General features: G+C 63.4%; 22 protein-coding genes and 1 tRNA gene. 2 read left to right on the top strand and 21 right to left on the bottom strand.

What is annotated here, in order from left to right; translation table 11 throughout:
• Positions 1-9: 9 nt before the first annotated feature.
• The 10 genes from IRL76_RS03905 to IRL76_RS03860 all read right to left on the bottom strand — a co-directional run bounded on the left by IRL76_RS03905 (position 10) and on the right by IRL76_RS03860 (position 8,227).
• On the bottom strand, positions 10-1,956 hold the full coding sequence (locus IRL76_RS03905; RefSeq protein WP_200983363.1) for a potassium transporter Kup: 1,947 nt from the start codon (positions 1,954-1,956) through the stop codon (positions 10-12).
• Positions 1,957-2,075: 119 nt separating this feature from the next.
• The gene (locus IRL76_RS03900) at positions 2,076-2,732 is read right to left on the bottom strand and encodes a tetratricopeptide repeat protein (RefSeq protein ID WP_200983361.1); all 657 of its coding nucleotides are present in this window, start codon (positions 2,730-2,732) and stop codon (positions 2,076-2,078) included.
• Complete coding sequence (locus IRL76_RS03895; RefSeq protein WP_200983360.1) at positions 2,729-3,145, bottom strand: cytochrome c-type biogenesis protein; 417 nt, start codon at positions 3,143-3,145, stop codon at positions 2,729-2,731. Before IRL76_RS03895 ends, IRL76_RS03900 begins: the two co-directional genes overlap by 4 nt.
• Entirely contained in the window at positions 3,142-3,669 is a 528-nt protein-coding gene (locus IRL76_RS03890) for a DsbE family thiol:disulfide interchange protein (RefSeq protein WP_200983358.1), read from the bottom strand. The genes IRL76_RS03895 and IRL76_RS03890 overlap by 4 nt, the downstream gene beginning before the upstream one ends.
• Positions 3,666-5,621 carry a heme lyase CcmF/NrfE family subunit gene (locus tag IRL76_RS03885; protein WP_200983356.1) on the bottom strand — a complete coding sequence of 652 codons (1,956 nt, stop codon included), beginning with the start codon at positions 5,619-5,621 and terminating at the stop codon, positions 3,666-3,668. The genes IRL76_RS03890 and IRL76_RS03885 overlap by 4 nt, the downstream gene beginning before the upstream one ends.
• Positions 5,618-6,079, bottom strand: a complete 462-nt coding sequence (gene ccmE / locus IRL76_RS03880; protein WP_200984167.1) for a cytochrome c maturation protein CcmE — start codon at positions 6,077-6,079, stop codon at positions 5,618-5,620. The genes IRL76_RS03885 and ccmE overlap by 4 nt, the downstream gene beginning before the upstream one ends.
• Positions 6,080-6,084: 5 nt before the next feature.
• The gene (locus IRL76_RS03875) at positions 6,085-6,225 is read right to left on the bottom strand and encodes a hypothetical protein (RefSeq protein WP_200983354.1); all 141 of its coding nucleotides are present in this window, start codon (positions 6,223-6,225) and stop codon (positions 6,085-6,087) included.
• Positions 6,225-6,947, bottom strand: a complete 723-nt coding sequence (gene ccmC, locus IRL76_RS03870; protein ID WP_200983352.1) for a heme ABC transporter permease CcmC — start codon at positions 6,945-6,947, stop codon at positions 6,225-6,227. Before ccmC ends, IRL76_RS03875 begins: the two co-directional genes overlap by 1 nt.
• An 87-nt stretch (positions 6,948-7,034) precedes the next feature.
• Positions 7,035-8,099, bottom strand: a complete 1,065-nt coding sequence (locus IRL76_RS03865) for a Leu/Phe/Val dehydrogenase (protein WP_200983350.1) — start codon at positions 8,097-8,099, stop codon at positions 7,035-7,037.
• Positions 8,100-8,150: 51 nt separating this feature from the next.
• Positions 8,151-8,227, bottom strand: a tRNA-His gene (locus IRL76_RS03860).
• 183 nt (positions 8,228-8,410) lie between these two features.
• Here IRL76_RS03860 and IRL76_RS03855 point away from each other — a divergent pair.
• Both IRL76_RS03855 and IRL76_RS03850 read left to right on the top strand, forming a co-directional pair.
• Positions 8,411-9,046 (top strand): prolyl hydroxylase family protein, encoded by a 636-nt coding sequence (locus tag IRL76_RS03855; protein WP_200983348.1) that lies wholly within the window; start codon positions 8,411-8,413, stop codon positions 9,044-9,046.
• Positions 9,046-9,363, top strand: coding sequence for a TraR/DksA family transcriptional regulator (locus IRL76_RS03850; RefSeq protein WP_200983346.1), 318 nt, complete (start codon positions 9,046-9,048; stop codon positions 9,361-9,363). Before IRL76_RS03855 ends, IRL76_RS03850 begins: the two co-directional genes overlap by 1 nt.
• A 66-nt stretch (positions 9,364-9,429) precedes the next feature.
• Here the strand turns inward: IRL76_RS03850 and rpmE are convergent, their stop codons facing one another.
• From rpmE to IRL76_RS03795, 11 genes are all read right to left on the bottom strand, one after another.
• On the bottom strand, positions 9,430-9,654 hold the full coding sequence (gene rpmE, locus IRL76_RS03845; RefSeq protein WP_200983343.1) for a 50S ribosomal protein L31: 225 nt from the start codon (positions 9,652-9,654) through the stop codon (positions 9,430-9,432).
• Positions 9,655-9,748: 94 nt separating this feature from the next.
• The gene (fabZ, locus tag IRL76_RS03840; RefSeq protein WP_200983342.1) at positions 9,749-10,207 is read right to left on the bottom strand and encodes a 3-hydroxyacyl-ACP dehydratase FabZ; all 459 of its coding nucleotides are present in this window, start codon (positions 10,205-10,207) and stop codon (positions 9,749-9,751) included.
• A 23-nt stretch (positions 10,208-10,230) separates the two neighbouring features.
• Positions 10,231-10,908 carry an OmpH family outer membrane protein gene (locus tag IRL76_RS03835; protein ID WP_200983341.1) on the bottom strand — a complete coding sequence of 226 codons (678 nt, stop codon included), beginning with the start codon at positions 10,906-10,908 and terminating at the stop codon, positions 10,231-10,233.
• Positions 10,908-13,589: an outer membrane protein assembly factor BamA gene (gene bamA, locus IRL76_RS03830; RefSeq protein ID WP_200983339.1), complete on the bottom strand. Its 2,682-nt coding sequence runs from the start codon at positions 13,587-13,589 to the stop codon at positions 10,908-10,910. The genes IRL76_RS03835 and bamA overlap by 1 nt, the downstream gene beginning before the upstream one ends.
• A 170-nt stretch (positions 13,590-13,759) precedes the next feature.
• Positions 13,760-14,902: an RIP metalloprotease RseP gene (rseP, locus tag IRL76_RS03825; RefSeq protein WP_246449967.1), complete on the bottom strand. Its 1,143-nt coding sequence runs from the start codon at positions 14,900-14,902 to the stop codon at positions 13,760-13,762.
• A gap of 1 nt (position 14,903) precedes the next feature.
• Complete coding sequence (gene dxr / locus IRL76_RS03820; protein ID WP_200984166.1) at positions 14,904-16,052, bottom strand: 1-deoxy-D-xylulose-5-phosphate reductoisomerase; 1,149 nt, start codon at positions 16,050-16,052, stop codon at positions 14,904-14,906.
• Entirely contained in the window at positions 16,052-16,771 is a 720-nt protein-coding gene (locus IRL76_RS03815; RefSeq protein WP_246449965.1) for a phosphatidate cytidylyltransferase, read from the bottom strand. The genes dxr and IRL76_RS03815 overlap by 1 nt, the downstream gene beginning before the upstream one ends.
• The gene (uppS, locus tag IRL76_RS03810) at positions 16,758-17,441 is read right to left on the bottom strand and encodes a polyprenyl diphosphate synthase (RefSeq protein WP_200983335.1); all 684 of its coding nucleotides are present in this window, start codon (positions 17,439-17,441) and stop codon (positions 16,758-16,760) included. The genes IRL76_RS03815 and uppS overlap by 14 nt, the downstream gene beginning before the upstream one ends.
• A 22-nt stretch (positions 17,442-17,463) precedes the next feature.
• Positions 17,464-18,021, bottom strand: a complete 558-nt coding sequence (gene frr, locus IRL76_RS03805) for a ribosome recycling factor (RefSeq protein ID WP_200983333.1) — start codon at positions 18,019-18,021, stop codon at positions 17,464-17,466.
• 28 nt (positions 18,022-18,049) lie between these two features.
• Positions 18,050-18,766, bottom strand: a complete 717-nt coding sequence (pyrH, locus tag IRL76_RS03800) for a UMP kinase (protein WP_200983331.1) — start codon at positions 18,764-18,766, stop codon at positions 18,050-18,052.
• Between the two features lie 169 nt (positions 18,767-18,935).
• A complete protein-coding gene (locus tag IRL76_RS03795; protein ID WP_200983329.1) occupies positions 18,936-19,223 on the bottom strand; it encodes a hypothetical protein in 288 nt (95 codons plus the stop codon).
• Between the last annotated feature and the right edge of the window lie 121 nt (positions 19,224-19,344).

Genomic DNA, 19,344 nt, shown 5'->3' with positions numbered 1-19,344 from the left:
CGCCCCGCCCTAAATTTCCAGCTGGCTGCCCAGTTCCACCACGCGGTTGGTCGGCAGGCGGAAGAAGTCCATCGCGGTCGCGGCGTTGCGCAGCATCCAGGCGAACACCTTTTCCCGCCAGATCGGCATGCCCGGCTTGGGGCTGGCGATCAGGGTCTGGCGGCTGAGGAAGAAGCTGGTGTGCATCATGTCGAATTCGCCGCCGCAACGCTGCATCTGCTTGAGGCCTTCGGGCACGTTGGTTTCTTCCATGAAACCATAGTGCAGGACGACGCGGTAGAAACCGTCGCCAAGGTCCGTCATCTCGCAGCGTTCCGCGGGATCGATGTAGGGCACCTCGGCGATCAGCACGGTCAGGATGACCACGCGTTCGTGGAGCACCTTGTTGTGCTTGATGTTGTGCAGCAGTGCGCTCGGCACGCCGGCGGTCTGGCTGGCCATGAAGATTGCCGTGCCGGGAACGCGGGTGGCGCTGTTCTTGGCACTCTTGGCGAAGATTTCGATCGGCAGCGCAACTTCGCTCATGCGCTCGCGCATCAGCTTGCGGCCCTTCGACCAGGTCGTCAGCAGGGTGAAGGCGATCGCGCCGATCATCAGAGGGAACCAGCCGCCGTAAGGCACCTTGGGCAGGTTGGCGAAGAAGTATGCGCCGTCGACGAAGATGAAGAGCACGAAGACCGGCAGCGCCATCCACCAGCGCCATTTCCACACGGCCACCAGCAGCACGCCCATCAGCAGCGTGTCGATGAACATCGCGCCGGTCACGGCGATGCCGTAGGCCGCGGCAAGGTTGCTGGAATTCTGGAACATCAGCACCAGCAGGATGACCGCCACCATCAGCGCATTATTGATGAAGGGGATGTAGATCTGCCCGTGATGGGTCGCGCTGGTGTGCGCGGTCGACAGGCGCGGGATGAAGCCCAGCTGGATCGCCTGGTGGGTGATCGAAAAGGCCCCGCTGATCACTGCCTGGCTGGCGATAAACGTGGCGCAGGTGGCCAGCAGGACCAGTGGAAGCCGGAACTGCTCGGGTGCCATGTTGAAGAACGGGCTCTGCATGGCGATGGCGGTCTGGGCCGGGTCCATCGCCGCAATCATCGCGCCCTGTCCGAAGTAGTTCATCAGCAGGCACGGCATGACGAAGCCGAACCACGACAGGCGCATCGGCCCGCGACCGAAGTGGCCCATGTCGGAATAAAGCGCCTCTGCGCCCGTCACGGCCAGCACGACCGAACCCAGCGCGAGGAAGGCGATCCACTTGTCGGTGAGGAAGAATTGCACCGCATACCAGGGATTGAGAGCCTGGAGGATGTAGGGGTTCTGGACGATGTGAATCACGCCCAGCACAGCGATCGTGACGAAGTAGACGATCATGATCGGCGCGAAGAGCTTGCCGACCGTCGCCGTTCCCCGTTTCTGGATCAGGAACAGCCCGACCAGCAAGACGAGTGCGATGGGAATGACCAGCGGTTCGAGACCGGCGTTGACGACCGTCAGACCCTCGACCGCGGAAAGGACCGAAATCGCGGGAGTGATCATGCTGTCGCCGTAGAACAGCGCCGTGGCGAAGACGCCCAGCAGCACGGTAATCCAGCCGTACCTCGTCGCCCCGATATGGCGCGACAGCTTGGCGACGAGGGCCAGCGTGCCGCCCTGCCCCTTGTTGTCGGCGCGCATCAGGATGGTGACGTACTGGATCGAGACGATCAGCGTCATCGACCAGAAGATCAGGCTGACCACACCATAGATATGCAGCTTGTCGATCGCGAGGCTGTGTTCGCCAAGGAAGGTTTCGCGGAACGCGTAGAGCGGGCTCGTACCGATATCGCCGAAGACGACACCGACCGCACCGATGGCCAGAGCGGCCTTCGAACTCGAGCCGTGCCCGTGCGAATGGTCGCCGTCGCCATCAACTTCGTTGGGCACGGCGGTTTGCGGCACGACGGCATCGCTCATAGGAAAAACTTGTCCTGACGCATTGGGTCAAAAACCTGCATTGTGGCTGGCCAGCCAGCGCAAGCCGCGCCGATTAGCAGCCTGTTCGGACCATCGCAACCAATTGCGCAACCGTCGGATTACTGTCCTGTTCCGGAACTATCGGGCGCAGGACCGATGCCGAGCAGGGCATCGAGCCGCTGGAGGCGCATTTCGAGCGCCGGGCGCCATGCTGCATCGGCCGGCGCTTCTTCGAGCAGTTCGCTCCACAATGCACGGGTCTGTCCCGGCTGGCCCGCGCGCAACAGCGCAAGACCGAGGAAATAGGTCGGTGCGGGATTGCCCGGCTGCACTTCCTCGGCCTGCGAATAGGCGTAGAGGGCCGCCGCGGTAAGCTGGCCGTTCGCATGCTCGACCAGCGCATTGCCCAGCGCCAGCCAGGCCTCGCCATCGCGAGGATTTTCCGAGACCGCATTGCGCAGGAAATTTGCGGCATGCTCGAACTGTCCGCGCCGCGCGAAGGCATCGGCGGTCACCACGAAGCGCGAGGGAAGCGCAGTGTCGGGATAGAACTCGCGCCGCGCCTCGACCAGCAATTCGCCAGTTTCGGACTGCTGGGCGGACGGGCCGGCCGCAGGAGCCGAAGCCAGGTCCGGCGAGCCCTGCATGGCATAGCCCGCAAGGCCGAAAAGGAGCGCGGCGGCAAACAGCATCCACAGGCTGCGCGGCAGCTTGAGGGCGTAAACCGCGATGCCGAAAGTCAGCGCAGCCAGCGCTATGATCGGGAGCCAGGTCATCCGCGCCTCCCGAAGCGACGATAGAGGATCGCCCCGGCGACCAGCACCAGCAGCAGGGGAACGGCGAACAGCGGCCAGGTCGATGCGCTCACTTCGGGCTTGTAGCTGACGTAATCGCCATAGCGCTCCATCAGCCAGGCGCGGATCGACTCCGGATCCTCGCCCGCCGCGATGCGGATGCGGACCTGGTGGCGCATGTCGCCTGCCATCGGCGCATCGCTGTCGGCGATCGACTGCGACTGGCACTTGAGGCAGCGCAGCGTCTCCATCAGTTCCTGCGCCTTCGCTTCTTGTGCCGGATCGTCGAGCTGGCGATAGGCATAGGGCGCGGGCGGCATGGTGTCCTGCGCATGCGCGGGACCGAACAGCGCAAGAGCGAACACCATGTTAAGCAGCAGAATGAAGCGCTTCATTGTCCCGCCTCGCGCAGCTTTTTGAGCAACATGGGCACATTCTCGGCCCGCACATCACCGATGTGCTGGTAACGGATGACGCCCTTGCCATCGATCACGAAGGTCTCGGGGACACCCGACGAACCGATCGCCAGCTGCACCTCCGACAGGTCGTCGCGGCCGATGCGGGAATAGGGATTGCCGTGCTGCGCAAGGAAGCGCGCAACGTCCTCGGGCCGGTCGCGGATGGCGATGCCGACGATCTCGACGCCCTGACGCTTCAACGCATCGAGATGCGGCGCTTCGGCAATGCACGGCACGCACCAGCTCGCCCAGATGTTGAGCAGGCGCGGCTTGCCGTCCTTGAAGTCGGCATTGGCCGCCCCCAGCGAACCCTCCATCGCGGGCGGGAGCGCGAAATAGGGGAGCTCCTTACCGATCATGCGGCTTTCGACGAACTCGTCCTTGGGCTGCGTCAGCTGGTAGGCGGCAAGGCCGAGGAAGGCCGAGAACAGCAGCAGCGGGACCCACAGGCGCCAGCTCATGCGAGTTTCTCCTGCTCGGCCCGGCGCGATGCCATGCGGCGCACGACCTCGCGCCGCTTGAGATCGGCCAGCACGCGTCCGACGAGCGCGAGAACCCCGCCGAAGGCCACGAGTAGTCCACCGAGCCAGATCAACGGGACGAAGGGTTTCCACCAGAGGCGCAGCTGCCAGCGTCCGTCGGGCGCGCGGTCACCCATGACGGCGTAGAGCTGGCCGTTCCAGCGGGTCACCAGTGCGCTTTCCGTGGTCTGCTGCGGAGGCGCCCAGAAATTGCGCGCCTGCGGGTCGATGATGGTCGGCTCGCCGCCGGCATAGCTCGCGGCCATGCGCCCTTCGATGGCGGTCCAGTTGGGTCCCGCGACCGGCTCGACGCCCTGCAAGGTGATCGTCCACGGGCCGACCGTGGTGCTCTGCCCGATTTCGACAGCGGCGAGGCGTTCCTTCGAGAAGGCGCTCTCGCTCGCCATGCCAAGCAGAGCGACAGCGATGCCGAAGTGGGCGACGACCATCCCCCAAGTCGCAATGGGCACGCGGGTGAGCTTGCGCCCGCGCAGCGGCAGGAGGCTGCCGACACCGACGGCAAGTCCGAGCGCGAGGCCGAGTAGCGGCAGGAGTTCGACCTGCGCGACAAGGCTGAAGAGGACAATCGCCGCCAGCGTCAGGGCAGCGATAATGGCGATTTCGTTGCGGACGCGGTCGAGCCGGTCGCGCCGCCAGCGCAGCAGCGGCCCTACGGCCATCACCACAAGCATGGGCACAGTGAAGATCGCGCCGACCGGGTTGAAATAGGGAGGACCAACCGAAACGCGCACGTCGAAGGCCTCGGTCACCAGCGGGTAGAGCGTGCCGAGCAGGACTATCGCCAGGATGGCGCTGAGCATGACGTTGTTGAACACCAGCGCGCCCTCGCGGCTGGCGACGGCGAAGCGCTCGCCCTCGCTCACTGTCCCGGCGCGCAGGCTGAACAGCAAAAGCGCCCCGCCGATGTAGAGCGTAAGGAGCATGAGGATGAAACTGCCGCGCTCGGGATCGACGGCGAAGGCGTGGACGCTGGTCAAGATGCCCGAACGCACGAGGAAGGTGCCGACCATGCTCATCGAAAAGGCGACCACACCAAGCATGATCGTCCACACGCGCAGCGCATCGCGGCTGGCGAGGACGCTCGCCGAATGCAGCAGCGCGGTCGCGGCAAGCCACGGCATCAGCGAGGCATTTTCGACCGGGTCCCAGAACCACCAGCCGCCCCAGCCCAGCTCGTAATAGGCCCAGTAGCTGCCGGCGGTGATGCCCACGGTCAGGAACACCCAGGCGCCGAGCACCCAGGGGCGCATTGCGCGGGCAAAATCGGGGGTCACCTGCCGCGTCAGCAGCGCGCCGACAGCGAAGCTGAAGGCAACCGAGAGGCCGACATAGCCCAGATAGAGCGTCGGCGGGTGGAAGGCGAGACCGAGATCCTGCAGCAGCGGGTTGAGTCCCATCCCTTCCGCTGCCGGTGTCGGAAGTCGCTCGAAGGGGTTCGAGCTGAACAGGAGAAATGCATAGAAGCCCAGCGAAACCACGCCCTGCGCGGCCAGTGTCGCCTGCATGGTGCGTTCCGGCAGGCGGCGCTCGACGAGTGCGATGAGTGCCCCCGCCAGAGCCATGACGGTGACCCATAGCAACATCGAGCCTTCGTGATTGCCCCATGCACCGGCGATCTTGAACACCAGCGGCTTCATCGAGTGCGAATTCGCGACGACCAGCTTCACCGACAGGTCTGTGACCGCGAACAGCCACAGCAGCATGACGAAAGAAATCGAAACAAGGACGCCCTGCACAACGGCGGCGGGCCGGATCAGCCCGGCAAGTTCGGTCTCGTCGCCAGCCCGAACTGCAAGGAAGCCCGCAACCATCTGCAGCGCGGCGAGCGCGGCGGCGAGCCACAGGGCAGCAAGTCCGACCTCTGCAATCATTCTAGCCCGACCGTGGTTTCCTCGGCCATCCTGGAGGCCTGCTGCTGGGTCATGCCCTCCAGTTCCTTGGGCACATAATTCTCGTCATGCTTGGCAAGGAGGTTGTCGGCGACAAAGGTCCCGTCGGCTTCCAGCCGCCCTTCGGCAACCACGCCTGACCCCTCAACGAAAAGGTCGGGTGCGATGCCGCTGAAGCGTACCGGCACGCGCGAGCTCTCGTTGCCAGTGACATTGAACCGCAGAGTTACACCATCGGCATCGGTCTTGAGCGAGCCCCTCTCGACCATCCCGCCAAGCCGCACCGCCTGTCCCACTTGCGGAGGGTCGGCGAGCATCTGCTCGGGCAGGTAGAAATAGCTCGCCTGATTGCGCAGCGCATAGGTCGCGAGAAGGCCCGCGCCGACGATGGCAATGAGTGCGAGGACCACGAGGACCAGTCGCTGGTGCTTGGCTTTCATCGCGCTCACTTGCCCCGTGCCTCCTCGCGCCGGCGTTCGGCCCGCTTCATGTCGAACCAGGCCCACGCGACCATGGCCAACGTGCCGAGGACACCGACCGCATAGGCGGCCACGACGAAATCCCACTGGTCCAGCGCCACGCGCATCAGATGTCCTCCATCGCCTTGCGTCGCAGGCGTGCCTCGGCCTGGATATCGGCCAGCAATGCCCGCATCCGGGCCAGCACGACGCCGCCAAACAGCAGCGAGAAGCCGATCACCGCGATCAGCAGCGGCACGAGAAATGCAGCGTCGATCGCGCTCTTGCCCATGGTGATGCTGGGCGGCTGGTGGAGCGAGTTCCACCACACCACCGAACGGTTGATAATCGGGATATTGATCGCACCGAGCAGACCGAAAATCGCCGGAATGCGAGGCGACACGCCCTCGCGCTCCACCGCCTGTGCCAGCGCGATGTACGCGACATAGAGGAAGGCGAGCACAAGCATGCTCGTCAGCCGGCCGTCCCATACCCACCAGGTACCCCAGGTGGGGCGGCCCCAGATCGAGCCGGTGACGAGGCATATCACTGTGAAGGCGAGGCCAGGTACCGCCGCACCCCGCGCAGCCAGCGCGGCGAGCGGATGACGCCATACCAGGAAGACGAGGCTCGACACCGCAATCGCAGTCCAGCCGCCCATGCCCAGCCATGCGGCGGGGACATGGAGGAAGAGGATGCGGACGGTTTCGCCCATCAGGCGATCGGGCGGAACCTGCGTCAGGCCCCACCATAGCGCACCCGCGCTGACGATCAGGCCGCTCACGATGAGCAGCGGAGTCAGCCAGCGAGCAAGCGAAAGGAAGCGTTTGGGGTTCGCGAAGCCGTGCATCTGTTATCCGTCCGCGGCTGCTTTGGCAGGGGCCGGGTTCGGAAACAATGGCCCAAAGGTCCGGCTCCCCCGCGAAAGGCGGAAAAATTACCGCCCAATGAGCTCCTGCGCCATGCGGTCGGCGACCTGGTCGGGCGACTGCCCGGTGGCATCGCTTTCCTGCCAGATCTGCTCGAGCCGCCCGGGAATCAGCGCGATCCGCTTGCGCACTTCGTTGATGTCGCAGGGTGCCTTGTCGTTGCGGCACAGATATTCGAGCGTCACGGAGATGATGCCGCCGGCATTGATGACATAATCGGGCGCATAAAGAATGCCGCGCTTGGCGAGCATGGGGCCGTGCTCGGGGCGCTTCAGCTGGTTGTTCGCACCGCCGGCCACCATCTGGCAGTCGAGGCGCGCGATGCCCTCGTCATCGAGGATGGCGCCGAGCGCGTTGGGGCTGAACACGTCACAGGCCACCGACATGATCGCATCGGGTGCCGCCGTGTCTGCGCCCAACTCGGTCGCCAGGGCCTCGGCGCGGTCCATGTGAATGTCCGACAAGGTCAGCCTGGCGCCCTCCCTGGCGAGCAGGCGGGCGACGCCGCCACCGACGCTGCCGGTACCCTGGATGGCGACATGGACGCCCTCCATGCTGTCCTTGCCCATCTTGTGCTTCACCGCGGCCTTGATGCCGAGGAAGATGCCGAGCGCGGTGAACGGGCCCGGATCGCCGCCCGCAGCATCCTCGCCCTCGACCGGGAGGCCGGAAACGTGTTGCGTGCGCTGGGCAACGGCGGCCATGTCGGCTTCCGAAATACCCACGTCTTCCGCCGTCACATACTTGCCGCCGAGTGCATCGACCGCGTCTGCAAAGGCCGCCAGCATTTCCGGCGTCTTCGTCTTGTCGGCATCGGCCAGGATCACCGCCTTGCCCCCGCCCATCGGCAGGCCGGCCATGGCGTTCTTGTAGCTCATCCCGCGGCTCAGGCGCAGCGCATCGCGCATCGCGTCCTCGGGGTTGGCATAGTGCCAGAAGCGGGTGCCGCCGGCACCGGGCCCGAGATGGGTGGAATGGAGAGCAATAATTGCGGTGAGGCCGCTCTTCGGATCGCGTACGACCTCGACCAGTTCGTGGTCGTCGTAGTCAGCTTCGGTCCAGAATGCCGTCATCGCGCTTAGCCCCGCAATCATGTGTCGGAGCGGTCATAAGGGGGGAGAAAATGGGGCGATCGACGGGGTTCGAACCCGCGACCTCCGGTACCACAAACCGGCGCTCTAACCAACTGAGCTACGATCGCCACATGCCCCCGGAACCGCCCGGGAAGGGGGCCTGATACGCCTCGCGGTGACAGCGTCAACCCGCCCTGCGCAACGGCGCGTGCCTGTTGCACAACACGTTCGAAATGGGAAGTGAAAAAGCGCAGCGGAGGCTTCCGGTGAAACTATCTTTCGCGGCGCGTTGCGCACTATAACTAGACACCATGACAAGCAGCGGCGAATCTTCGGCAGAGACCCTCCTGTCACATCCCGGAGTCCAGCGCGTTCCCAGCGACAAGCTGGAACTGTTCCAACTCAAGGACTTCCTGTCCGCCGACATGTGCACCGACCTCATCGCGCTGATCGACAAGGACCGTCGTCCCTCGACCCTCGCGGATGCCGGGGACGACCATTACTTCCGCACCAGCGAAACTTGCGATCTGTCCGCGGAGGAACCGCGGGTAAAGGAACTGGAAGAGCTGTTCTTCGCCCTGAACGGCATCGACCCGGCGCATGGCGAGCCGGTTCAGGGCCAACGCTACGCCGTGGGCCAGGAGTTCAAGGCACATTGCGACTATTTCAATCCGGGCGGCGCCGACTGGGTGAAATACTGTTCGGTCGCGGGCCAGCGAACCTGGACTTTCATGATCTATCTCAATGACGTCGATGCCGGCGGTGCTACACGGTTCAAGACGGTCGGCAAGATGTTCCAGCCGGAACGCGGCAAGCTGGTCTGCTGGAACAACCGCCGGCCCGACAAACGTGAGAACCCCAATACGCTCCATCACGGGATGAAGGTGCGCAAGGGGACCAAGTACGTGATCACGAAGTGGTATCGCGAAAAGCCGTGGGGATGGTGATGGACGATTATTCGGGAATTAGGGTCAGGCTCGAAAAGAGGCTCGGAGAACTCCTCGAGCGGGTCGAGGACATCGAGGACGATCTGCGTGGCCCTCTCGACGCGGATTTCAGCGAGCAAGCCGTAGACCTTGCGGATGACGAGGCGCTGGAAGGGGTGGATGCAGTCCTGCGCAACGAAATCTCACAGATTCGCATGGCCTTGCAGCGCATGGACAACGGCACCTACGGCACTTGCAGCCAATGCGGGAAGGCTATCTCCCGTGCCCGGCTCGAAGCGCGACCTATCGCGACCCGCTGTATCGACTGCGCCCAGTAAGCGCGCCAAACGAGAAAGGGCGGCCCAAACGGACCGCCCTTCCCTGATTTCGAAAGCCTTTGAAGCTTACTTCTTGAGGCTGAGACCACCGAAGCGCTTGTTGAAGGCTGCGACGCGGCCGCCTTCCTGAAGCTGCTGCTTGCCACCGGTCCAGGCCGGGTGGCTCGTGGGGTCGATTTCGAGGGCGAGCGTGTCGCCTTCCTTGCCCCAGGTCGAGCGGGTCTGGAATTCGGTACCATCGGTCATCTTGACCGTGATCATGTGATAGTCGGGGTGCCCTTCGGCCTTCATGATATTCGTCCTTCTAGCTTCGGAACGGTTCCGACCGGTCCAGCTGTGAATGGGAAAGGCGCGCGCATAGCGGCGAGCGCCGGGATTGGCAACCTTATTCCGGCGCGTCGGCGATCATCGCGGTAAAGCTGACTTCGCAGGTCACCTTGCCATCGACCGAGGCCTCGCCTGCGAACTTGCACACGCGGGCACGCTTCTGGACGAACTCGGCCTTGAGGTCGAGCAGGCAGCCCGGCGTCACGGGTGCACGGAACTTCGCATTCTCGATGGCCATGAAATAGACGAGCTTGCCGGAGCCTGCGAGGCCGAGGCTTTCCACTGCGAGCACGCCCGCAGCCTGCGCCAGCGCCTCGATCTGGAGGACGCCGGGCATGATCGGCGCGCCGGGGAAATGGCCCTGGAAAAAGTCCTCGTTGAAGCTGACCGCCTTGATCGCATGGATGCGCTCGTCGACGACCAGTTCCTTCACCCGGTCGACCAGGAGCAGGGGATAGCGGTGTGGCAGGCGCTTCAGCACCTCCACGACGTCGAAACCGGTGGTTTCCTCGCTCATGCCCTGCCCCCTTCTTGGTCGGATCAGCGGCCGGTCGGCTGCTGCTGTTGCGGCTGCTGGTTCTGCTGCGCGGCAGCTGCCTGCTGCTGGGCAACGCCCACCAGGATCTGCGCCACGGTCTGCTGGGTGGCCAGCGATTCCTGGCGCGGACGCCAGCCTGCCGGCGGAGTGATCTGCACCGAAGGCATGCGCTTGTTTATCACGGCGACGAGTGCGTCGGTGACGTTGACCGAATCGGGTGCCCACTGGATCGCGTCCGGGGTGAGCATGATCTGGATCTTCTTGTCGTTGACGACCTGCTGCTGGACATTGGCGTAGTCGTTGATCAGCTGCTCGATGGCATAGGTCTGGGCAAGAACGATCGGCTGGGTCGTCTGCGCGATCGTCTGTTCCTTCGCCTGCAGCTGGTCGACCGCAGTTTTGTTGGCCGTGGCCTCCTGCTGGCTGAGCTGCCCGTCCTTGTTGGTGTCGAGCGTCTGCTGCAGCGTTGCCATTTCCTGGCGCAGCGTACGGATCTGGGCGATCTGCGCGGCATACTGCTGCTCGATCTGCTGGTAAGCGGTGATGCGCGCCTGGGCGCGCACGATCACGGCTTCGGGGCTGCTGGTGGCGATGCCGGCGACCTGCGCCGAAGCAGGGGTAGCAGCAACGGCTGCGGCGGCCAGAACGGCACCGGCAGCGAGTTTGATCTTGGTATTCATCAGAATTGCGTTCCTACGTTGAAGGAGAAGGTCTTGGTGTCGTCACCGACCTGACTCTTAAGGACCTTCGATACATCGATCCTGAACGGACCGAAGGGTGAGTTCCAGTTGACGCCGAAGCCGACCGAAACGCGCGGCGATACGCTGTCGCCGACGAAGACTTCCTTGAAGCCTGCCGCGCGGTACTGCGGAGTGTTCGTCGCGCCGCTTGGCGAGATCGGGTTGGTAACCGAAGAGAAGACCTCGTTGCCGCTCGCGTCGGTACCCGACTGCAAATACAGCTGCTGGCCGAGGTCGTTGGTCAGCGGTACGCCGTTCGGGAAATCCTGGAGGATCGGCTCGGTGATGCCGAAAAGCGAGCCGACGTCGACGAAGACCGACGGACGGAGGCCCATCTCGCGCGCACCGCTGCCAAGTGGGATCTCGAGCTCGGCGCGACCGAGGTAATAGGCCCTGCCACCCAGCGAGTCGTCGAGACGGTTCTTGGAATTGAGAGCATCCTCCAGCGCCTGCGGCACATCGGGCGTTGTCGGATCGTTGTCGTCATCGAAGTACGGCAGGCGCACGATGCGCGGGCCGACGCCCCTGATGTCGAAGCCGCGCATCTGCGGTTCGCCCAGGAAGAAGCGGTTGATCAGGCGAACGTTGTCCGTACCCGGAGTGTTGCTGTCCTTCAGACCCTTGATCCAGCCGCCTTCGCCGGCCAGCGAGAAGATGAACCCGCTACCGATGCCCCAGTACTTGGCCAGGCGGGCGCGGCTGCGCAGGTAACGTTCCGAGCCGCCAAGGCCGGCGAATTCGGTCGTCCAGCTGATCGTCTCGCCGCGCGTGGGGCGCAGGCGGCTGTCGAGCGTGTCGTAGTTAAGGGTCAGACCGACGATCGAGCTCGAACGCTTGCCGATTGCCTCGCACAGGAAGCGGCTGGCCTTGGTCGGATCGCACGCGCCGTTGGTGAAGAACTCGTTCCCGAGCGACACGTCGTCGTAGTTGAAAGTGTAGCTTCCGACGGCCGACATGTATTCGGTCAATGGCACGCCCGCGCGCAGCGAAAGGCCGGTGGTGGCCTGCTTGTAGGTCGTGTTGCGCTGGTTGTTGCGGAAGTTGAAGCTGTTGAGGTCGCGGCGGTAGATGTCCACACCAGCCGAAATATTGCGGTCGAAGACATAGGGTTCGGTGAAGCTGACCTGGGCCGACTTCGAATAGCGCGAGTAGTTGAGGCTTAGGCCAACTGTCTGACCACGGCCGCGGAAGTTGCGCTGCTGGATCGAGCCGGCGAGGATGAAGCTTTCAAGCGAACTGAAGCCGGCCGACAGCTGCAACTGGCCGGTAGCCTGCTCCTCGACATTGGCTTCGAGAACAATGCGGTCGGGCTGGCTGCCCTCGACCTGGTTGATCTCGAAGTTTTCCTGGAAGTAGCCCAGCGAGTTGATGCGCGAGGTCGAACGCTTGACCGCCAGCGAATTGAAGGCATCGCCCTCGGCCACACGGAATTCGCGGCGCAGGACCTTGTCCTGGGTCAGCGTGTTTCCGTTGACGTCGATCCGCTCGACATAGACGCGTGGCGCTTCGCGGAGGACGAACTGGACCGACATGGTCTTGTCGTCAGGATTGCGCGAGAAATTCGGCGAGACGTCGGCAAAGGCGTAGCCGAAGGTTCCGGCCAGCTCGGTCAACTGCTCCACCGTGTCCTCGACCTGCTTGGCATCGTACCAGTCGCCGGTCTTCATCGGCAGACGCGTCGACATCGCCTTGCTGTCGAAATCGCGGATCTGGCTGTCGACCGAGACGTCGGCGAACTTGTAGCGTTCCCCTTCCTCGACGACGTAGGTGATGATGAAGTCCTTCTTGTCCGGCGTCAGCTCTGCGACCGCCGAAACCACGCGGAAGTCGGCATAGCCTTCGGTCAGATAGAACTGGCGCAGGAGCTGCTGGTCATAGGCCAGGCGGTCCGGGTCATAGCTGGTGTTCGAGCTGAAGAAGCTCGTCAGGCGCGCCTGTTTCGTCAGCATTTCGCCACGCAGTTCGCCGTCGGAGAACTTCTCGTTACCGATGATATTGATCTGCCGGACCTTGGACTTGGGCCCTTCGTTGATCTCGAAGACGATATCGACGCGGTTCTGGCTCAGCTCGACCATCTTCGGCTCGACAGTGGCGGCGAAACGGCCCTGACGCTTGTAGAGCTCGATGATGCGGGTCACGTCCGCACGGACCTTCGAACGAGTGAATATCTGTCGCGGCGAGAGCTTGATCTCGGGCAGGATCTTGTCGACCTTGAGGCGCTTGTTGCCCTCGATAATGATCCGGTTGACCACCGGGTTTTCGACGATCGTGATGACCACGTTGCCGTCATTGTTGACCACGCTGGCGTTGGAGAACAGTTCGGTCGCGTAAAGGTCCTTCAGGACCTGGTCACCGACCGCCTGGCTCCACACGTCGCCCGGGCGCAAACGGATGTAGGACAGGATCGTCTGCGGCTCGAGACGCTGTGCACCGGCCACGGCAATCGTGCGCACCACTTCGGACTGGGCGGCTGGGGCGGCCTGTGCCGCAGCGGCATCTGTTGCTTCCTGTGCCATTGCCGCCTGCGGGATACCGGCCAGCATGGTGCCGGCAAGCAGGCTGATCGCCAGCCGCGCGCAGGGGGTGGAACGTCGCGTGGCGGCAGTTGCAAAGTCAGTCATCGACAAGGAGTTTCCCGTCCTCGAAACAATATTCAGAACCGGCTGTTGCTACCCGATCCGGCAAAGAGCCCGCCGCACCCGGGGAAGCTCGACCGTCCCCTGCCCGATGCGCACTCGCCAATCAAGCATTGCTACAGTGAATTGCCGGTTCTCGCGCTCCCTTTCCCCGGCTATTTCCCGAAGATCGGGAGGCCAGCCAGGTCGTTCACCGTGACGAACACCATCAGCATGAGCACGAGGGCCACGCCGGCGCGGTACGCCACTTCCTGACCGCGCGGGCCGACCGGCTTCCGGCGGACCGCTTCAGCCGCGTAGAAAGCCAGGTGCCCGCCGTCGAGGGCCGGGATTGGCAGGAGGTTGATGAATGCCAAATTAAGCGAAATCAGCGCCGCGAAGTTGATGAAGGCGAGCGCGCCCATGCTCAACTGCTCGCCGGAAAACTTCGCGATTTTTACCGGCCCGCCGAGTTCCTTGACCGAGCGTTCGCCATTGATGATCTGGCCCATGCCGGTGATCATCATCTCGATGATGCCGCGCGAATGATCGACTGCAAGTCCGACGCTCGCGACGATGCCTTGCGGCACATACTGGTAGTCGACTGCCTTGGCCTGAATTCCGACGAGCCCTATGCGCGAGATATTGCCGAACTGGTCGGTGATCTCGCGGCTCGCTGCGGTCACTTCAAAATGGCGCTCGCTTCCGTCGCGCATCACTGCGAAATCGAGGGTGCGTCCCGGGAACATCAGCACCGCATCCTGGAGATCCCGGAAACCCCGCATCTGCTTGCCATCCACCGCGACGATCCGGTCCCCGATCTCAAGGCCCGCCTGTTGCGCGGCCGAACCTTGCGCAAACTCGGCGATCGTCAGCTGCTGGTCCGCGTTGGCCGGTACCGGCTTGCCGTAAAAGGCGAAGAAGCTCGCAAAAATAGCGAGGGTAAGAATGATGTTCGTCGCAGGCCCTGCAAAAACGATCAGCGCGCGCTTCCAAAGGGCCGCGTGGTGGAAGCTCCCTTCCCGCTCATCCGCCTCCGCTTTGGCGATAGCCTCGGCATCGGGGATGCTGGCCGGGTTCATGTCGCCCTTGAACTGGACATACCCGCCCAAGGGAATGGCCGCGAGCTTCCAGCGCGTCCCACGTTTGTCGGTGAAGCCCCAGATTTCCTTGCCGAAACCGACCGAGAATGCTTCCGCCTGCACGCCGAACCAGCGGCCGACAATGTAGTGACCCAACTCGTGAACGGTCACCAGCGGCCCCAGCAGCAACGGGAAGCCGATGACGTAATACAGCCAAAGGGGAATAGTGCTTTCCAAGTCAGGCGAGCTCCAGCAATTCGTTCGCGCGTTTGCGCGCACTCCCATCAACGCCCAGGACCTCTTCTAGGGTCCGCGGCGGGTCAGGCAATTGCCCTTCCGAGAGCACGCGCTCCACCAATAGGGGAATGCGGCTGAATGCAATCTTACGCTCGAGGAAGGCCGCAACCGCGATTTCGTTTGCGGCATTGAGTATTGCCGGCGCCGCGCCGCCCGCCTGCGCCGCCTCGCGCGCAAGGCGTGTCGCAGGAAACCGCACCTCGTCGGGTGCGAAGAAGCTGAGTTCACCTATGGCGGCCAGGTCGAGGGGTGCCATGGGCGTATCCATGCGCAGCGGCCACGCGAGGCACGACGCGATGGGCACGCGCATGTCCGAAGGCCCAAGCTGGGCCAGGGTAGAGCCGTCGCGATATTCGACCATCGAATGGATTACGCTCTGCGGATGCACGACGATGCGAATGCGATCGAGGCCCACCGGAAACAGATGATGCGCCTCAATCAGTTCGAGGCCCTTGTTGAACATGGTTGCGCTGTCGACGCTGATCTTGGCGCCCATGTCCCAATTGGGGTGGGCGATTGCCTGTTCCGGCGTCACCGCGTCGAGATTTTCTACCAGGCGCAGGGGGCCTCCGCTGGCGGTCAGGGTAATCGACCGCACGTCCTCGATACGATTGCCGGATAGGCACTGGAATATCGCGTTGTGTTCGGAATCGACGGGTAGCAGCGTGGCGCCGTGACGCTTCACGGCTTCGGTCATGACCTCGCCCGCCGAAACCAGTGCCTCCTTGTTCGCCAGTGCGATTGTTCCACCCTGCTCGATCGCAGCCATCACCGGGCCCAGCCCTGCACAGCCGACGATCGCGGCGACGGTCATGTCTACCGGGCGCGATGCGGCCTCGCATAGCGCTGCTCGGCCACCCGCTGCCTCGATCCCGCTGCCGGCCAGAGCGGCGCGCAGCTCGTCGAGCCGCGTCTCGTCGGCGATAACCGCCACCTCAGCGTCGAATTCACGGGCCATCGCAGCAAGGGCCGCGACATTGGAATGGGCGGTGAGCGCCACGACTTTCCATTCCTCGCCATTGCGCCGCACAAGGTCGAGCGTCTGCTCGCCCACCGAACCTGTCGCGCCGAGAATGGAAATCGAACGGATCACGAAATTCCGCGCACCAGAAGTCCGGCGAGGATGACGACCGGGATCATGCCGTCGGTTCGATCAAAGAAGCCGCCATGCCCCGGAATGAGATTCGAGCTGTCCTTCACGCCTGCCTTGCGCTTGAGCCAGCTTTCGAAGAAGTCGCCCGCCTGAGCTGCTACCGCGACCAGCAAGCCGATCCCGAGAATCTGGAGCATCTCCTGCGGCTCGAACCATAGCGTCTTGTCACCTGAGATGGCGTGCGCAACCACGTAGACCCAGCCACCGACCCACAGTGTCGCCCCAATGACCGCGCCGAGCAGGCCTGCCCAGGTTTTCGACGGGCTGATTGCAGGCGCGATCTTCGGTCCGCCTAACGCGCGACCGGTAAAATATGCGAAGGTGTCGACGAAGATCACCGCGCCAACGACCCCGACCACCATGGGGACCGGCATCTTGGTGAGCATGAAGCCGGCGATACCGACATAGGCGACCCCGGCGGCAACACCGAGAATGCGCAGCGGCAGGCTCGCCGTCGCTTTCAGCACCAGCATCACGAACTCGAATAGAGTCGTAGCCACAACGGCGACGATGAAGATGTCGAGCCACGGATCACCGGCCTTCAGCGCCCCGATGGCAAGGCCCAGCATCACGACAGCCGAGACAATCCGTACCGGAAGGTCGGCGTTCTTTCTCGCGGGAGCCGCTGGCTCCGCCATTACCTCAACGTCCGCCAAATCGCCTCTCCCGGTTGGCAAAGTCATCGAGCGCGGCGCGCAGATGGTCCGGGTTAAAGTCGGGCCACAGCACGTCGGTGAATATCATTTCCGCATAGGCCGCCTGCCACAAGAGAAAATTGCTCAACCGCACTTCGCCACTGGTGCGGATCAACAGGTCGAGTGGCGGCAGATCGGCGGTGAAAAGGTGTCGGGCAATGGCCGCCTCGTCGATTTCGCCCTCGGCCGCCGCCAGCCGCGCCGCGCGGGCAATCTCGGCATGCGATCCGTAGTTGAGCGCCACTGCCAGCGTGCGCGACCCATGCGCGGTCTGCGCCAAGGCATCCTCGAGCATTTCGACGATATCGGGCGCAAGCCCCTGCCAGTCACCAATAATAGCCAGCTTCACGTCGTTGGCGATGAATTCGGGCAGGTCGGATTTGATGAACTTGCGCATCAGGTTCATGAGGTCGTCGACCTCGTCCTCGGGCCGCTTCCAGTTCTCCGAACTGAAGGCATAGAGGGTCAGGCACTCGATCGAGGTGTCCTTGAGCGAACGGACGAGCTCGCGCACCGCCTCCACGCCCTTGCGGTGGCCCATTGCGCGCGGCAGGTGCTTGCGCTTCGCCCAGCGGCCGTTGCCATCCATGATGATGGCAACATGCCGGGCCTGTTGGCCTTCGCCGCTCATTCTCGTCCCCGGCCCCGATCCCTTACTGGGTCAGGATTTCCTTTTCCTTGGCCTGCGCGGCCTGCTCGGCCTCGCCGACATACTTGTCGGTCAGCTTCTGGACCTCGTCCTCCGACCGCTTGCGGTCGTCTTCGGAGATTTCCTTCTTCTTCTCGTCTTCCTTGAGCGCTTCCATGCCGTCGCGGCGGACGTTGCGGATCGCGATCTTCGCCTGTTCGGCATACTGGCCGGCCAGCTTGGCGAGGTCCTTGCGGCGCTCTTCGGTCAGGTCCGGCATCGGCAGGCGCAGCGTCTGGCCATCGATCATCGGGTTCAAACCGAGGTTGGCCTTGGCAATGCCCTTCTCGACCGCGATCAGGTTCGACTTGTCCCACACCTGCACGCTGAGCATGCGCGGCTCGGGTGCCGAAACGGTGGCGACCTGGTTCAGCGGCATCATCGCGCCGTAAACCTCGACCACGACGGGATCGAGCAGGCTGGTGTTGGCGCGGCCGGTGCGCAGGCCCGAAAGGTCGCCCTTCAGGCTTTCGACAGCGCCGTTCATGCGGCGCTCGATGTCGGCTTTGTCGTACTTGGCCATGTCAGGCTTCCTCTTGTCTTCGTATCGTTCAGTTCTGGACGACCGTTTGCGTCCCCTCGCCCGCGATGACCCGGGCAAGATTGCCCTTCTCGCGGATCGAGAAAACGACGATCGGAATATTGTTGTCGCGGCACAGGGCGACGGCGCTGGCATCCATGACCTTGAGGTCGTCCGCCAGGACCTTGCTGTAAGTCACGGTTTCGAAGCGCTTTGCTTCGGAATTCTTCTTCGGATCGCTGTCATAGACCCCATCGACGCTGGTGCCCTTGAGTAGCGCATCGCACTTCATTTCCGCCGCACGCAGCGCAGCGCCACTGTCGGTGGTGAAATAGGGAGCGCCGACACCGGCGGCGAAGATGACCACGCGACCCTTTTCGAGGTGGCGTTCGGCACGGCGGCGGATCACCGGTTCGCAAACCTGGTCCATCTGCAGCGCGCTCTGCACGCGGGTCTGGACGCCGAGCTGTTCGAGCGCGTTCTGCATCGCCAGCGCGTTCATGACGGTGGCGAGCATGCCCATGTAGTCGGCCTGCGCGCGGTCCATGCCCTGCGCCGCCCCGGCCATGCCGCGGAAGATGTTACCGCCGCCGATGACGAGGCAGATTTCGAGCCCCGTATCCTTCGCCGCCTTCACTTCCTTGGCCAGTTCCATGACGAAAGCCGGGTCGATCCCGAACTGCTGGTCGCCCATGAGCACTTCGCCCGAAAGCTTGAGCAGGACGCGTTTCATCGAAGATACGGGCATGGAGGCTTGAGAATCCGTGTTGCGACGTGGGATGCGGCTCCTTAGCGACGAAGGGGGCAAGGCGCAAAGGGAAAGCCAGAAGGCCTCCAACAGGGCAACGACGCGCGCGACCGCTTTCGGGGCCAATCATGCAGATCAAGGTTTGACCGCCTTTGGGTGGGAAGTGGCCCTAGCCGAAAATTACTGATGCGCTCGAGAAGCCCTTTGACGATCGAGCTTCCTCCTCGGCTTGTTCGACATTCGCAAATACGCCCGTGATGAGGTGCCACGCCTTTGCAGGTTGAGAGAGTTCTTCGTCGCTTGCCCAGCGATCATCCAGAATTTCACTTGCCCAAGTCCATTCAGGCTCCTCTGGCCAGCGATGTTGCTCATAAAGGACGAAGTGGCCGTCCTGACGTTCAACAATCGCAATCCGGCTGCACTCATTGGGATGGATCAAGATGCGTTCGACCTTCACATCACCAACCTATTAAGCAAGCATAACGTCCGCAATCGGGTCGTTCAGGGAATGTCCGCCCAATCTCCACAAACAGCCGAAAGCCGACACCATCCTCGAGTTGGGATGATCAAATTTCCTA

The organism is Qipengyuania soli, assembly GCF_015529805.1.
In the GTDB taxonomy this organism is placed as follows: Bacteria; Pseudomonadota; Alphaproteobacteria; order Sphingomonadales; family Sphingomonadaceae; genus Qipengyuania; species Qipengyuania soli.
Note: the sequence above shows the minus strand (reverse complement) of the source record. Positions and strands in the feature narration are given on the sequence as shown.

Excerpts from the sequence above, each read along its gene's own strand:
- IRL76_RS03905 (WP_200983363.1), bottom strand. The coding sequence starts at position 1,956 with ATGAGCGATGCCGTCGTGCCGCAAACCGCCGTGCCCAACGAAGTTGAT.
- IRL76_RS03900 (WP_200983361.1), bottom strand. The coding sequence starts at position 2,732 with ATGACCTGGCTCCCGATCATAGCGCTGGCTGCGCTGACTTTCGGCATC.
- IRL76_RS03895 (WP_200983360.1), bottom strand. The coding sequence starts at position 3,145 with ATGAAGCGCTTCATTCTGCTGCTTAACATGGTGTTCGCTCTTGCGCTG.
- IRL76_RS03890 (WP_200983358.1), bottom strand. The coding sequence starts at position 3,669 with ATGAGCTGGCGCCTGTGGGTCCCGCTGCTGCTGTTCTCGGCCTTCCTC.
- IRL76_RS03885 (WP_200983356.1), bottom strand. The coding sequence starts at position 5,621 with ATGATTGCAGAGGTCGGACTTGCTGCCCTGTGGCTCGCCGCCGCGCTC.
- ccmE (WP_200984167.1), bottom strand. The coding sequence starts at position 6,079 with ATGAAAGCCAAGCACCAGCGACTGGTCCTCGTGGTCCTCGCACTCATT.
- IRL76_RS03875 (WP_200983354.1), bottom strand. The coding sequence starts at position 6,225 with ATGCGCGTGGCGCTGGACCAGTGGGATTTCGTCGTGGCCGCCTATGCG.
- ccmC (WP_200983352.1), bottom strand. The coding sequence starts at position 6,947 with ATGCACGGCTTCGCGAACCCCAAACGCTTCCTTTCGCTTGCTCGCTGG.
- IRL76_RS03865 (WP_200983350.1), bottom strand. The coding sequence starts at position 8,099 with ATGACGGCATTCTGGACCGAAGCTGACTACGACGACCACGAACTGGTC.
- IRL76_RS03855 (WP_200983348.1), top strand. The coding sequence starts at position 8,411 with ATGACAAGCAGCGGCGAATCTTCGGCAGAGACCCTCCTGTCACATCCC.
- IRL76_RS03850 (WP_200983346.1), top strand. The coding sequence starts at position 9,046 with ATGGACGATTATTCGGGAATTAGGGTCAGGCTCGAAAAGAGGCTCGGA.
- rpmE (WP_200983343.1), bottom strand. The coding sequence starts at position 9,654 with ATGAAGGCCGAAGGGCACCCCGACTATCACATGATCACGGTCAAGATG.
- fabZ (WP_200983342.1), bottom strand. The coding sequence starts at position 10,207 with ATGAGCGAGGAAACCACCGGTTTCGACGTCGTGGAGGTGCTGAAGCGC.
- IRL76_RS03835 (WP_200983341.1), bottom strand. The coding sequence starts at position 10,908 with ATGAATACCAAGATCAAACTCGCTGCCGGTGCCGTTCTGGCCGCCGCA.
- bamA (WP_200983339.1), bottom strand. The coding sequence starts at position 13,589 with ATGACTGACTTTGCAACTGCCGCCACGCGACGTTCCACCCCCTGCGCG.
- uppS (WP_200983335.1), bottom strand. The coding sequence starts at position 17,441 with ATGAGCGGCGAAGGCCAACAGGCCCGGCATGTTGCCATCATCATGGAT.
- frr (WP_200983333.1), bottom strand. The coding sequence starts at position 18,021 with ATGGCCAAGTACGACAAAGCCGACATCGAGCGCCGCATGAACGGCGCT.
- pyrH (WP_200983331.1), bottom strand. The coding sequence starts at position 18,766 with ATGCCCGTATCTTCGATGAAACGCGTCCTGCTCAAGCTTTCGGGCGAA.